This window comes from Pseudomonas sp. HTZ2 (assembly GCF_033173945.1).
In the GTDB taxonomy this organism is placed as follows: Bacteria; Pseudomonadota; Gammaproteobacteria; order Pseudomonadales; family Pseudomonadaceae; genus Aquipseudomonas; species Aquipseudomonas guariconensis.
Map to the genome: position 1 here is coordinate 2,532,274 of NZ_CP137332.1, position 13,569 is coordinate 2,545,842.

The following is a 13,569-nucleotide window of genomic DNA, read 5'->3' on the forward strand; positions in this document are numbered from 1 at the left end:
CTTGGCTGGCGACCAGCATAACGCCGTTACCCGCCGGGAACAAAAAAGCCACCCCGAGGGTGGCTTTCGTACCAACAGTGGCGAATCAGTACGCCTTGCCGGTCTTGTAGTAATTCTCGAAGCAGAAATTGGTCGCCTCGATGTAGCCTTCGGCGCCACCGCAGTCGAAACGCTTGCCCTTGAACTTGTAGGCCAGTACGCAGCCATCCTGGGCCTGCTTCATCAGCGCGTCGGTGATCTGGATCTCGCCGCCTTTGCCGGGTTCGGTGTTCTGGATGATGTCGAAGATATCCGGAGTCAGGATATAGCGGCCGATGATCGCCAGGTTCGACGGGGCGTCTTCCGGCTTGGGCTTCTCGACCATGTTGGTCACCCGATAGATGTCATCGCGGATCATGTCGCCAGCGATCACGCCGTACTTGTTGGTTTCCTGCGGATCGACTTCCTGGATGGCGACGATCGAGCAACGGAACTGGTTGTACAGCTTGACCATCTGGGTAAGGATGCCGTCGCCTTCCGGGTTGACGCACAGGTCGTCTGCCAGCACCACGGCGAACGGCTCGTCGCCGATCAGTGGACGACCCGTGAGAATGGCGTGACCCAGGCCTTTCATCTCGGTCTGACGGGTGTAGGAGAAGGAGCACTCATCCAGCAGACGACGGATGCCAACCAGGTATTTTTCCTTGTCGGTGCCTTTGATCTGGTTTTCCAGCTCGTAGCTGATGTCGAAGTGGTCTTCCAAGGCGCGCTTGCCGCGACCGGTGACGATGGAGATCTCGCTCAGACCTGCATCCAGCGCCTCTTCGACGCCATACTGGATCAGTGGCTTGTTGACCACCGGCAGCATTTCCTTGGGCATGGCTTTGGTAGCAGGCAGGAAGCGGGTGCCGTAGCCGGCTGCCGGAAACAAGCATTTTTTGATCATATACATCCTTAAACAAAGGCTGGGCCTGTGGAGTTCGGCGCAGTCTAATCAGGCGGCGGTCACCTTACAATGCCCCGCCCCTGGCCGACCGATGCCATGATAGAGATAACCCAGTGTAGATAGTTCCGATGGATCGTAAATATTGCGGCCATCGAACAGCACCGGCATGCGCATCAACCCCCGCACACGGCGGAAATCCGGCTGGCGGAACAGTTTCCATTCAGTCACCAGCACCAACGCGTCCGCGCCTTCGACACAGACGTAGGGATCCTGCGTAAGGCGCAGCTGGCCGCTGGCCGTCGCGTGCCGGTAGCGCTCGGCGACCCCCGCCGTCGCTGCCGGGTCGCAGGCCTGGACATGCGCGCCTGCCGCCAACAGCGCCTCGAGCAGCACCAGGCTGGGCGCCTCGCGCACATCATCGGTACCGGGCTTGAAGGCCAACCCCCAGATCGCTACGGTGCGCCCCCGTACAAAGCCACCGAAGTGCTGATGCAGCGCCTCGAACAACACGGTCTTCTGCACCTCGTTGCGCGCCTGCACTGCCTGCAGGATGGCAGGCTGGTATCCGGCCTGCTCGGCGCTATGGATCAGTGCACGCACGTCCTTGGGGAAGCACGAGCCGCCATAGCCGCAGCCGGCATAGATGAAGTGACTGCCGATACGCGTATCGCTGCCGATGCCGCGACGTACCTGCTCGATGTCCACGTCCAGGTGCGTGCAAAGCCCGGCCAGTTCGTTGATGAAAGAGATACGCGTGGCAAGGAAGGCATTGGCCGCATATTTGCTGAACTCGGCCGCACGCGGCGTCATTAGCAACACGCGCTCGCGGTTGCGCACGAACGGCCTGTAGAGGCGCTGCAGGCACTGGCTGGCCTGTTCGCTGTCGCTGCCGATGATGACACGGTCCGGTCGCATGAAGTCCTCGACGGCGCTGCCTTCCTTGAGAAATTCAGGATTGCTCGCCACCTGCACGGCGAACCGCGCACCGCGCTCGCGCAAGCCATTGGTGATGTGTCGAGCGACCCGCTCGGCCGTGCCCACCGGGACGGTCGACTTGTTCACCATCAGACACGCGCGAGAAAGATGGCGTGCGAGGCTGTCGGCAACTGCCAACACGTGTCCAAGGTCAGCAGAGCCGTCCTCCAGACTGGGCGTACCGACCGCGATGAACACTACCTCGGCGCGCGCCAGAGCGTGGCTCCAATGGTCGCTGAAACTCAACGACCCATTCTCCAGCCCGGCCTGTAGCAGCGCTTGCAGGCCGGGTTCGTAGATCGGGCATTGGCCCTGACGCAGTTGCGCCAGGCGCACCTGGTCACGCTCCAGACACACCACGTGGTTGCCCATTTCGGCGAAACAGGCTGCCGTGACCAGCCCCACATACCCCGCCCCGATCACACAGAGTTCCATGGCCGCACCCTTGTCGAAGAGTGCGGCCATTGCACACCAGGCACCGTTGCAGGGCAGTGACAGCACAGGGTCACGCGTGTGACAAGAGCGGCCGTCAGCCTCCGGTGCCCTGCCCGATCAACACGCCATCGACTTTTTGCCCATATAGGTTCACGCCATCGTTGGCATGGAACTTCAGCCGGGTCTTCTCGATGGAGCCTTCCACCAGCCGAGGATCCTGTGGCCGCTCATGGCGGTTGATCCAGGCTGCCACGTCCCAGGCCTGCTGATCGCTCAGGCTGCCGGGGCGGCCTAGGGGCATGTTGTGCTTGATGAACGAAGCGGCCGTATTGATCCGGTGCATGCCGGCCCCCCAATTGTAGGAATCGCGCCCCCACAACGGTGGCATCACATACTCGCCTGCCACTTTCTGCCCCTGGCCCTGGTCACCGTGGCAGATCGCACATTGCTCGCCGTAGACCTGCTTGCCACGCTTGAAGTCATAGCCGCCAGCCGGTGGCGCTACTTCGGGATAACCGCGCCCCGGTGTTTCCACACCCGTAGGCGCCTGGGTCGACAGCCAGTAGGCATAGACGCTGAGGGCTGTCATCTGTGGGCTGTCGGCCGCCGGCGGCGTGCCGTTCATGCTGAACTGGAAACAGCCTTGGATACGCTCGGCAAAAGTGTTGACCTTGTCGTTCTTCTTGCGATAAGCCGGATACATCGGATACGCCCCCCACAGCGGCGCGGAATACGCCAGGCGCCCTTGGTCCAGGTGGCAGTTGCTGCAGTTCATGCCGTTGCCGACCGCTTCAGGCATCAGCCGGCGCGTGTCGACGAATAGCGCGTGGCCTTCACGGACCATCTTGCCAAAGGCGTTGTCCGGCAGATCAGTTTCGGACGGCGGGGTGAACATCGCAGGCGCGTGGCTGCCTGGAACCTTGAGCTGGGACTGATCTTCCATCGCGATAGGTGCAGCCTGGGCGCTGCCCAAGGCCAACAGCAACAGGCTCGGGATCATCGGCTTCATGGCTTGGCCTCCTGACGGACGGGCTGGGCGAAGAACGCGGCGATGGCCTTGACCTCCTCCTCGGTCATGGCCTTGGCCACGCCGACCATCAATTGGTTGGGGTCGTTGCTGCGACTACCGTCGCGCCAGGCGTTGAGCTGTGCGGTCAAGTAGCCTGCCGGTTGTCCGGCCAGCGGCGGGAAGTGCTCGCCGACACCAACGCCACCAGGCCCATGGCATTGCACGCAACCGGGTATCTGCCGGCTCCAATCGCCATAGAGGGCCAGGCGGGACACTGGATCATTGGCGATCTGCTGGCGGCGAAAGTCGGGGGCCGGGTCGGCCGGCAAGCTGGCCAGGTAGGTGCTGACGGCGGTGATTTCGTCTTCGTCCAACGCCTTGGCGAGCGGCTCCATGACCGCTTGCTTGCGACTACCACTGCGAAAATCGGCCAGTTGTTTGCTCAGATAACTCGCTGGCAGGCCGGCCAGGCGCGGAAAGCCTGCGGCGGCGATGCCTTTGCCATCCGGTCCGTGGCAGCCCAGGCAAGCCATGGCGGCGGGGTTGTGCCCACCTTGGGTGAAGATCTTCTGGCCATCGACGGCATGCGCCGAAGGCCAGGCCAGGATCAGCAAACTGCCGATCACGACGCGACTCAACGGTGTGTTCACGGGACGCTCCATTTCCTTGTTATAAGCTTAGGCTTAAACGATATAAGCCCATGAAGAGTAGGCCTATCCCCGGATACCGACAACGATCACCGGGCAAGAAAATGGCATTGCGCCTGCTAACTGCTCATTTGCTGAGCTGGATCAAGTTCCGGAGATGCACTGGGTCGCAGCGGTGCGCACATCGCCCAGGCGCAGCGGGAAATTGTTCAGCCGCTCGTGAAGTTTGATGCTGCTGCCACTGCCACGTTTGTCGATGTCCACCAAGGCAGCAGGACCGACGCTTGTCGGCACTTTTTGTGGAACGATCAAGCGCAGGCCCTCGCCACGCGCCTCTTCGACCAGTGGGTCACGGCTATCTGCCAGTTTGCTCTTGACGCAATCGGCGTATTGGCGCGGCGTCTTGCCGGAGATGACATCCAAGGTTTCGCGCGATTGCTCCAGCTCCGAAACACTGACACAGCCGCCCAATGCCAACAGCATCGCGGGCACCAACCACTTCATTCGCATTACCCCTTCCTTCATCGAGAAACGCTTCGACCACTGTCGGGCTGATTTGCTCCCTGCTTTGGCAGATTTATCTTGGGCCCGACCATCTCGCGCGCAAGTCTACCCTGACATCGTGGTATCGTTCATGTTTGCAGAACCAATCCTTGCGGAGCACCTCATGAAATTCGTACACCAGCGCGAGCACCTGAACGAGGACGACGTGGTCGTCATCGAGTGCTCCCAGCGCTGCAACATCCGCCTGATGAATGACGCCAACTTCCGCAGCTTCAAGAACGGCGGCCGGCACACCTACCACGGTGGCCACTTCATCAAGTTCCCAGCCAAGATCACCGTACCCAGCACCGGCTTCTGGAATATCACCATCGACACCGTGAGCCCGCGCCCGATCTCGGTGACACGCAAGCCGACCTTCACCCACAAGATCAAGATCATCCGCCGCTCGTCGTCCAAACTCGTCTAAGGCCCGTCATGACTCAAACCATCAAATACGTGATCAAGTACAAGCTCGACGGCGAGCGCCGTTGGGACTTTGCCCTGATGCCTGACGCCTCCCATGAGCAGGCGCTCGAAGCGCTGCGCAAGATCCACGGCGACGATGCCGAGAAGATCAGCGACATTCAAGTCAGCAAGGCCCTGTAAACCCGCCACACCGTCATCAAGGAGCAGCGCATGAGCACCTGGCCCGACCGTCGTATCCTCGACCTACTGGGCATCCAGTTGCCCATACTCCAAGCGCCCATGGCCGGTGCCAGCGGCTCGGCCATGGCCATTGCCGTCGGCAATGCCGGCGGGCTGGGCGCCCTGCCCTGTGCCATGCTCACCGCCGAGCAGCTCCACGGCGAAGTACAAGCCTTTCGTGCCAGTTGCCAGGGGCCACTGAATCTCAATTTCTTCTGCCATCAGCCGCCAATGCCTGACCCGGTGCGCGACGCGCGCTGGAAACAAGCGCTCAAGCCCTATTACGACGAGGTCGGGGCGGATTTCGAGGCGCCGACGCCGGTATCCAACCGGGCGCCATTCGACGAGCAGAGTTGCCAGTGGGTGGAGCAATTGCGTCCTGAGGTGGTGAGCTTTCATTTCGGCCTGCCCCAAGTCGAACTGCTGCAACGAGTGAAGGCCAGCGGTGCCAAGGTGTTGTCTAGCGCCACTACGGTGGAAGAAGCCCTCTGGCTGGAGGCCAATGGCTGCGATGCGATCATCGCCATGGGCTACGAGGCCGGCGGGCATCGAGGCATGTTCCTGAGCGACGACATCACCAGCCAGATCGGTACCTTCGCGTTGGTGCCCCAAGTGGTGGATGCCGTGCGCATCCCGGTGATCGCGGCAGGCGGCATCGGTGATCATCGCGGACTGGTCGCCGCCCTGGCACTGGGCGCTTCGGCGGTGCAAATCGGCACCGCTTACCTGTTCTGCCCCGAAGCCAAGGTATCAGCAGCCCATCGCCATGCGCTGGACAACGCGCCGGCCAGCGATACAGCCCTGACCAACCTGTTCACCGGACGTCCAGCGCGAGGCATCAACAACCGTATCATGCGCGAGCTGGGGCCGATGAGCCCGCTGGCGCCGCGCTTCCCACTCGCCGGCGGCGCCTTGATGCCGCTCAGGGCGATCCGTGACCCACAGGGCAACAGCGATTTCAGCAACCTGTGGGCCGGCCAGGCACTGCGCCTGGGTCGGCACCGCTCGGCCAGCGAGCTGACCTTAGAGATCGCCAACAAAGCGCTGGAGCAGCTCGGGCGCTGAACTGCCCCCTGATTGACGCCATCGCGAGGCAAAGCCCGCTCCTGCATCGTGCCTCTTCCTGTCCGGCGGCCTATCGCTATATAGTCAGCACCATAACGATACCCCCAAGGAGCCCCTCTGCATGCTCATCCGCCTGTCCACCTTGGCCGCTGGCGTCCTGGCCGGCCTGATTACGCTCAATAGCGCCTGGGCTGATGAAGTCCAAGTGGCCGTCGCAGCCAACTTCACCGCGCCCCTCCAGGCCATCGCCAAGGATTTCGAGAAAGACACCGGCCACAAGCTGGTGGTCGCCTCCGGCGCCACCGGCCAGTTCTATGCACAGATCAAGAATGGCGCCCCCTTTGACGTCTTCCTCGCCGCCGACGACAGCACGCCGGCCAAGCTCGAGCAGGAAAAGGCCATTGTCCCCGGCTCGCGCTTCACCTATGCCATCGGCACCCTGGCTCTGTGGTCGGCCAAACCTGGATATGTGGATGACAAAGGCGAGATCCTCAAGCAGAACACCTTTCAGCACCTGGCCATCGCTAGCCCCAAGACCGCCCCCTATGGCCTGGCCGCCACCCAAGTGCTGGACAAGCTCAATTTGACCGAAACCACCCAGGCCAAGCTGGTCGAGGGCCAGAACATCACCCAGGCCTTCCAGTTCGTCTCCACAGGCAATGCCGAGCTCGGCTTCGTCGCCCTGTCGCAGATCTACAAGGATGGCAAGTTGCAGAGCGGCTCGGCCTGGATCGTGCCGGCGCCGTTGCACGAGCCGATCCGCCAGGACGCGGTGATTCTCGAAAAGGGCAAGGACAACCCGGCCGCCAAGGCCCTGTTCGATTACCTCAAGGGCCCGAAAGCGGCTGCGGTGATCAAGTCCTACGGGTATGACCTCTGATGCCACTGGACGCCAGCGACCTGGGTGCGATCTGGCTGACCATCAAACTGGCCAGCCTGACCACCTTGATCCTGTTGGTGCTGGGCACGCCCATCGCCTGGTGGCTGGCGCGGACACGCTCATGGCTGCGTGGTCCTATCGGTGCGGTGGTGGCCCTGCCGCTGGTACTGCCGCCCACGGTGATCGGCTTCTATCTACTGATCGCCCTCGGCCCGCACGGCTGGCTAGGCCAGGCTACCCAGGCATTGGGGCTGGGCAGCGTGGTATTCAGCTTCAGCGGGTTGGTGATCGGCTCAGTGGTGTATTCCATGCCCTTCGTGGTCCAGCCGCTGCAAAATGCCTTCGCCGCCATCGGCCAGCGTCCGCTGGAAGTTGCCGCGACCTTGCGCGCCAGCCCCTGGGACACCTTCGTCCATGTGGTATTGCCGCTCGCCCGGCCCGGTTTTGTCACCGCCAGTGTCCTTGGTTTCGCCCACACTGTCGGTGAGTTCGGCGTGGTCTTGATGATCGGCGGCAACATCCCCGACAAGACCCGCGTGGTCTCGGTGCAGATCTTCGATCATGTCGAGGCCATGGCCTATCCGCAGGCGCATTGGCTGGCAGGCGTCATGCTGGTGTTTTCCTTCCTGGTGCTACTGATGCTCTATGCAGGTCGCCGTGCAAGAGCAGGCTGGAGCTGAGATGCCTTCGTCGATCCTGGCGCGCCTGGACCTGGCGCGCGGCGAGTTCAACCTGAACGTCGACCTGAATCTGCCTGGACGCGGCGTCAGTGCCCTGTTCGGCCATTCAGGCTCGGGCAAGACATCCTGCCTGCGCTGTTTGGCGGGCCTCGAGCGCGCCCAGCACGCCTACATCGAAGTCAACGGCGAAATCTGGGAAGACAGCGCCAAAGGCTATTTCCTGGCATCGCACAAACGAGCGGTGGGTTACGTGTTCCAGGAGGCCAGCTTATTCCCTCATCTATCGGTGCGCGGCAATCTGGAGTTCGGCTGGCGACGCGTCCCCAGCGCCGACCGCAAGGTCAGCCTGGCTCATGCCTGCGAGCTGCTGGGCATCGCTGCTCTGCTCGAGCGCCGTCCCGCGACCCTCTCAGGAGGCGAGGCTCAACGGGTCGGCATCGCCCGCGCCCTACTCAGCAGCCCACGCCTGCTGCTGATGGACGAGCCGCTGGCCGCCCTGGACGCTGCGCGCAAACGCGAGATCCTGCCGTACCTGGAGCGTTTGCACGATGAACTGGAGATCCCCGTGGTGTACGTCAGTCATGCCCAGGATGAAGTGGCGCGCCTGGCCGACCATCTTGTGCTACTGGAACAGGGCCAGGCACTGGCCAGCGGCCCGATCAGCGAAACCCTGGCAAGGCTCGACCTGCCCTTGGCTCAAGGCGAGGATGCCGGTGTAGTGCTCGACGGAATGGTCGCCGGTCATGACCCGCACTATGGGCTGTTCGATCTGCGCCTGATGGGCGACTGCGCGCCCACACTGCGCATCGCCCATCCCGCCTTGGTGATCGGCAGCACCTTGAGGCTCAAGGTACAGGCACGCGATGTCAGCCTGGCGCTGGCCGCCGACAGCACCTCAAGCATTCTCAACCGCCTGCCTGTCCAGGTCGTTCAATGCCGCGCTGCCGACAATCCGGCCCATGTACTGGTGAGCCTGGACGCGGCGGGCAATGCCCTGCTGGCGCGTATCACCCGCTATTCGGCGGACCAGCTTGAGTTGCACCCCGGGCAGACACTGTGGGCTCAGATCAAGTCGGTGGCGCTGCTGGGCTGAGCATTGACCGGACAGCCGTTGTCCATTGTCCTGTGACTGGTCGATGGACATTGCCCCATGCTCGATTGCCCACTGCCCCAAGCCCTGCACTATGTCGATGACAGCCAACCGGGGCTGACTCGGCGTCGCTGGCGCGACCGCTTTCACTACTTCGACACCGATGGCAAACGCATACGCGACGCCCAGACGCTGGCCCGCATCGCCGCCCTGGCGATCCCGCCAGCCTATACCGCCGTCTGGATCTGCCCCGATCCCCAGGGCCATTTGCAAGCCACCGGGCGCGACGCCCGAGGACGCAAGCAGTATCGCTACCACGCCCAATGGCGTGAACTGCGCGACCAGCACAAGTACGATCGCATGCTGGCCTTTGCCCAAGCGTTGCCCAGGCTGCGCCGGCAACTGGATAGCCATCTGGCGCGACCCGGCCTGGACCGAGAAAAAGTCATGGCCCTGGTGGTCAGCCTGCTCGACACCACGCTGATCCGAATCGGCAACCGCCAGTACCTGCGGGAAAACAATTCCTACGGCCTGACCACCTTGCGCAACCGGCATGTACAGGTCCATGGCAGTACCGTGCGCTTTCAGTTTCGCGGCAAACGGGGCGTCGAACACGATGTCAGCCTGCGCGACCGACGCCTGGCGCGGCTGATCAAGCGCTGCCTGGAGCTTCCGGGACAGACCTTGTTCCAGTACTTGGACGAACAGGGCCAGCGACATGCCGTGGGTTCGAGCGAGGTCAATCAGTTCCTGCAGCAGCTAACGGGTGCTGACTTCACCGCCAAGGACTACCGCACTTGGGCTGGCAGCGCACTTGCCCTGGACCTGTTGCGCCCCCTGGCCTGGCAACCGGAAAGCGAGGCCCGCCGCCAGGTTGCCGCTATCGTCCGGCAGGTGGCCACGCGCCTGGGCAATACACCTGCGGTGTGTCGACGCTGCTATATCCACCCGGCGGTGCTGGAGCATTATCAGCTCGGCCGACTGGCCACCTTGCCCAAAGCCAGGGCGCGCCAAGGCCTGGAGGCGGAGGAAGCCGCCTTACTTCGCTTCCTGCAATTACTAGGGGATTAATCGGTGATTACTCGCTTCTATTTGCGCTATCAAACAGAGAAATTTCCCATCTGGGCGTAAGCCCCCTATCCTTGCCAGCGAGCACCTTCGCTGATCGGCCGCCTTGGTCGTTTCGGCACCTGCGACTAAAGACAGATAACAGAATTTATCTGCGCGGGAATTACTCTTCGCGGAAAGCGTCTTTAATGAGAAGGAAGAGGGACACGCTCCCGCCGCCGCGGTAAATGGCCGCGCGGATTTCATCATTACCAAGGAGAACTACATGCTGATACTCACCCGCAAGGTTGGCGAAAGCATCGTCATCGACGATGACATCAAAGTAACCATTCTGGGAGTCAAAGGGATGCAAGTGAGGATCGGCATCGATGCGCCAAAGGATGTACAGGTTCATCGTGAAGAGATCTTCAAGCGTATCCAGGCCGGCAACCCTGCTCCGGAGAAGAACGACGACCAGCACTGAACAACCTTGCTTCAAGTCGCACGGACGCGCTTGACCGTTCAGCCCGCTCACGCGGGCGGCCACGCCTCAGGTGTCTAGCAGTTCCCGCACCTTGGCGATCATCCTGTCCATGTCGAAGGGTTTGTCGAAAACCGCAACGAACAACTCGGGGCAAATGCGTCCCTGGTTGGCCTGTGCGCCGCTCATGAGAATCACTGGCAGGTCAGGTAGCTGCAGTTCATCGCGGATCGCCTTGACCAGTTCCTCGCCGTTGAGCAGCGGCATCATGTAGTCGGTGATCACCAACTCTACCCGCTTTTCCTTGAGCGCCTCCAAAGCCTTGCGGCCATTGCTCGCCTTCTCCACCAGAAAGCCTTCATCCTCCAACGCGAATCCGAGGATATCGGCTATCAGGTATTCATCGTCGACGATCAGGATCGTGTTCATCGTCCTATTCCATCAGTCGCTCCCCTGGGGCACGGGCGTGCCGCTCAACACGCCGCATGCACCTTCGAAGGCCTTGCGCAAAACAATTCCCTGAGGACCGATACACAGTTCGTGCAGCGCCGGGTCATGATGGCTATCGCGCACCTTGAGCACCGAGACCATGCGCCGCAGCTGCGAATCCAGTTCGACGAAACGCATCAAGAGCAGGTTGTCGACGAGGCTCGAAAGATCTGGCGCTGGTGCAGTGATCTCCGAGCCGAAGATATCGCGCATCTCCCAGGTCAGCAGCACGCTGACGTCACGGGCACGCAACTCGCCGGTCAGGGCACGGAAGAAGGCATTGAGCCGGGCAGGGTCGAACGCCAGGCGACTGAACGCGCCCAGGCTGTCGATCACCACCCGCTGGGCGCCCAGTGTCTCGACACGCTCGAGCAAGTATCCGCCAAGCTGGTCCAATAGCCCTTCGGTGGTGGTTTGCCAACAGAACGCCAGGCTGCCTTCGCGTTCACGCTTGGCGAGGTCATGCCCCAGCGCAGCGGCCTTCAGGCGCAGCCGGGCCGGTGTTTCGTAGAAGCCAAAGTGCAGGCCCGGGGCCTGGGGAGTGCAGGGCCCGAGGAACGCCAGGCCTAACGATGTCTTGCCGATCCCCGAAGGCCCCATGACCAGGCTGACCGAGCCCTTGGCCACACCACCGCCGAGCATTTCGTCCAACGTGGCGATACCGGTACCGACCCGCGTCAGCGTATCGCTTCCCGTCTGGCTGGGGTGGCTGTATAGCGCTTCCAGGCGAGGAAACACCTGCAGACCGGCCTGGTCGATCAGGCACTCATGCAGCCCGGAAAGTGCGCCACTGCCACGCGTCTTGCGCAACTGGACCTGGCGCACCGCCCGGCTGCCTAGCAGTTGTTCGCCCAACTCGATCACCCCATCGACCATGGTGTGCTCTGGACTGCCCTCTTGCAGTCGGGCGCTGGTCAACAACAGCACGGTACATCCGGCAAAGGCGGCGTGCCCCTGCAGTTCGGAGACGAACTTCTTGGTATCGAGGCTGGTTTCCGCACGGACCCGAGCGTTGAGCAGCCCATCGACGATGAGCAGGCTGGCCTGCTGACGAGCGATCTCCTGGCGTAACAACCTGACCACCGCATCGAGCCCTTCCTGCTCCAAGGTATCGAAGGCACTGACGAACTGGATTGGGTCGCCGACCAGCGCAGGATCGAAGAAGTCCAGCGTCGACAAGTATTGAAACAACCTCTCGTGGGACTCGCTGAGCAAGGTCGCCACCAACACGCGACCGCCGCTGCGCACATGATTGCATGCCAGCTGGTTGGCCAGAATGGTCTTGCCCGCACCCGGCGGTCCCTGGACGATATAGGAGGCCCCGGCGATCAGGCCGCCTTTGAGGAGCACGTCCAGTCCATCGATGCCTGTCGCCAATCGCTTGAGTGATTCTGCCATGGTGGTTACTCATTGAGACCCAGGGTCGGTGACGTCCGGGCATGCGGGCAGGTACAGACTCATGCAGGTACCCTCGCCTAACCGGCTGTCCACGCAGATAGCACCGTTGCACTGCCTGGCAAAGCCATAGACCTGGCTCAGTCCCAGACCAGTGCCCCGGCCGAAGGGCTTGGTGGTGAAAAAAGGCTCGAAGATTCGCGGCAGCACCTTCGGATCGATGCCTTGGCCTGTGTCCTGCACATCGAACCGCACAAAACGTCCCCGCAGCCCCTCCACCTCGCCGGACAGCTCGACACAGGTGACGGCAAGACGAATGCGTCCCTCGCCGTCAATGGCATCACGGGCATTGAGCAACAGGTTGAGCAAGACCATCTGCAGTTGCCCCGCGTCCGCTTCAATCGATGGCAGGTCCGGCTGCAGGTATTCCTCAAGCACGATGCCTTGGGTCAGTCCATGCTGCAGAAGACCACGCGTGGCCTCGATCAGTTCAGCGGGGGCGATACGCGCCGCGGTCAATTGGCGATGACGGGCGAACGTCAGCAGTTGCCGGGTCAATTGCGTGCCCCGTTCCCCGGCATCGACAACGTGTTCAAGCAGCCGGCGGATACGCTGCAAATCATCGCTACTCATGGCGAGCCGGGCGGCCCCGAGAATGATGGTCAACAGGTTGTTGAAATCATGGGCCAGGCCACCGGTGAGTTGCCCCAGGGCCTCGAGTTTCTGGGCTTGGAATAGCTGGGCGCGGATGGCATCCAATTGCAGGGCCGACTCACGTCGGTCGGTGATGTCCCGGGTAACTTTGGCCAGTCCGATGACCTGCCCCGTTTCGTCCCTTACCACATCCAGTGCTGCCAGGGCCCAGAATTGCGTGCCGTCCTTGCGCACGCGCCAGCCTTCATCCTGAGCCACACCCTGTTCCAAAGCCTGGTGCAACAAATGCTCCGGACGGCCTTCGGCCCGGTCCTGGTCGGTGAAGAACAGCGAAAAATGCTGGCCGATCACTTCCTCGGCACGGTAGCCCTTGATACGTTCGGCGCCTGGGTTCCAGGACACCACCGTGCCCGACAGGTCGAGCATATAGATGGCATAGTCCACCACCGATTGAACCAGCTGCTCATAACGGTTGGGCGGCATTTGCGGCTGATCGGAACGCTCATTGGAAACCATGCAGACTCCGCAGGCACTACCAGGGCCATCCACTGAGCGTAGTCAAAAGACCGGCACCCATGTAAGCCACAGACAAGCCTGGACGCGTCATGG

The 13,569-nt window shown here is 62.1% G+C and carries 16 protein-coding genes; 8 read left to right on the top strand and 8 right to left on the bottom strand.

The annotated features are described in order from the left end of the window. Positions 1-85: 85 nt before the first annotated feature. The 5 genes from galU to R6G97_RS11720 all read right to left on the bottom strand — a co-directional run bounded on the left by galU (position 86) and on the right by R6G97_RS11720 (position 4,495). Positions 86-925, bottom strand: coding sequence for a UTP--glucose-1-phosphate uridylyltransferase GalU (gene galU / locus R6G97_RS11700; RefSeq protein ID WP_043211760.1), 840 nt, complete (start codon positions 923-925; stop codon positions 86-88). A gap of 48 nt (positions 926-973) precedes the next feature. Then, positions 974-2,335, bottom strand: coding sequence for a UDP-glucose dehydrogenase family protein (locus tag R6G97_RS11705; protein WP_317848152.1), 1,362 nt, complete (start codon positions 2,333-2,335; stop codon positions 974-976). A 94-nt stretch (positions 2,336-2,429) separates the two neighbouring features. After that, positions 2,430-3,344, bottom strand: coding sequence for a c-type cytochrome (locus R6G97_RS11710; protein WP_317848124.1), 915 nt, complete (start codon positions 3,342-3,344; stop codon positions 2,430-2,432). Next, positions 3,341-3,994: a c-type cytochrome gene (locus R6G97_RS11715; protein ID WP_232092076.1), complete on the bottom strand. Its 654-nt coding sequence runs from the start codon at positions 3,992-3,994 to the stop codon at positions 3,341-3,343. Before R6G97_RS11715 ends, R6G97_RS11710 begins: the two co-directional genes overlap by 4 nt. A 141-nt stretch (positions 3,995-4,135) precedes the next feature. After that, positions 4,136-4,495, bottom strand: coding sequence for a hypothetical protein (locus tag R6G97_RS11720; protein WP_090344578.1), 360 nt, complete (start codon positions 4,493-4,495; stop codon positions 4,136-4,138). Positions 4,496-4,658: 163 nt separating this feature from the next. Between R6G97_RS11720 and R6G97_RS11725 the strand changes: the two genes are divergently transcribed. The 8 genes from R6G97_RS11725 to csrA all read left to right on the top strand — a co-directional run bounded on the left by R6G97_RS11725 (position 4,659) and on the right by csrA (position 10,425). Beyond that, entirely contained in the window at positions 4,659-4,961 is a 303-nt protein-coding gene (locus R6G97_RS11725; RefSeq protein ID WP_043211751.1) for a DUF1883 domain-containing protein, read from the top strand. Between the two features lie 8 nt (positions 4,962-4,969). Then, the gene (locus R6G97_RS11730) at positions 4,970-5,140 is read left to right on the top strand and encodes a hypothetical protein (RefSeq protein WP_090344575.1); all 171 of its coding nucleotides are present in this window, start codon (positions 4,970-4,972) and stop codon (positions 5,138-5,140) included. A 30-nt stretch (positions 5,141-5,170) separates the two neighbouring features. Beyond that, positions 5,171-6,244, top strand: a complete 1,074-nt coding sequence (locus R6G97_RS11735) for an NAD(P)H-dependent flavin oxidoreductase (RefSeq protein WP_043211749.1) — start codon at positions 5,171-5,173, stop codon at positions 6,242-6,244. Positions 6,245-6,365: 121 nt separating this feature from the next. Further along, positions 6,366-7,124 carry a molybdate ABC transporter substrate-binding protein gene (gene modA, locus R6G97_RS11740; RefSeq protein WP_317848125.1) on the top strand — a complete coding sequence of 253 codons (759 nt, stop codon included), beginning with the start codon at positions 6,366-6,368 and terminating at the stop codon, positions 7,122-7,124. Beyond that, complete coding sequence (modB, locus tag R6G97_RS11745; protein ID WP_043211743.1) at positions 7,124-7,804, top strand: molybdate ABC transporter permease subunit; 681 nt, start codon at positions 7,124-7,126, stop codon at positions 7,802-7,804. Before modA ends, modB begins: the two co-directional genes overlap by 1 nt. Position 7,805: 1 nt before the next feature. Beyond that, entirely contained in the window at positions 7,806-8,897 is a 1,092-nt protein-coding gene (modC, locus tag R6G97_RS11750; protein ID WP_317848126.1) for a molybdenum ABC transporter ATP-binding protein, read from the top strand. A 57-nt stretch (positions 8,898-8,954) separates the two neighbouring features. Beyond that, the gene (locus tag R6G97_RS11755; protein WP_317848127.1) at positions 8,955-9,965 is read left to right on the top strand and encodes a DNA topoisomerase IB; all 1,011 of its coding nucleotides are present in this window, start codon (positions 8,955-8,957) and stop codon (positions 9,963-9,965) included. A gap of 262 nt (positions 9,966-10,227) precedes the next feature. Beyond that, positions 10,228-10,425 carry a carbon storage regulator CsrA gene (gene csrA, locus R6G97_RS11760; RefSeq protein ID WP_043211735.1) on the top strand — a complete coding sequence of 66 codons (198 nt, stop codon included), beginning with the start codon at positions 10,228-10,230 and terminating at the stop codon, positions 10,423-10,425. A 66-nt stretch (positions 10,426-10,491) separates the two neighbouring features. On the opposite strand, the gene R6G97_RS11765 is transcribed toward csrA, so the two are convergent. Genes R6G97_RS11765 through R6G97_RS11775 form a run of 3 tightly spaced genes read right to left on the bottom strand, consistent with a single transcriptional unit; the run spans position 10,492 to position 13,476 of the window. Next, a complete protein-coding gene (locus R6G97_RS11765) occupies positions 10,492-10,851 on the bottom strand; it encodes a response regulator (RefSeq protein WP_043211733.1) in 360 nt (119 codons plus the stop codon). Positions 10,852-10,863: 12 nt separating this feature from the next. Further along, positions 10,864-12,309, bottom strand: a complete 1,446-nt coding sequence (locus R6G97_RS11770; protein ID WP_090344566.1) for an ATPase domain-containing protein — start codon at positions 12,307-12,309, stop codon at positions 10,864-10,866. 9 nt (positions 12,310-12,318) lie between these two features. After that, on the bottom strand, positions 12,319-13,476 hold the full coding sequence (locus tag R6G97_RS11775) for a two-component system sensor histidine kinase NtrB (protein WP_043211728.1): 1,158 nt from the start codon (positions 13,474-13,476) through the stop codon (positions 12,319-12,321). Positions 13,477-13,569: the final 93 nt, after the last annotated feature.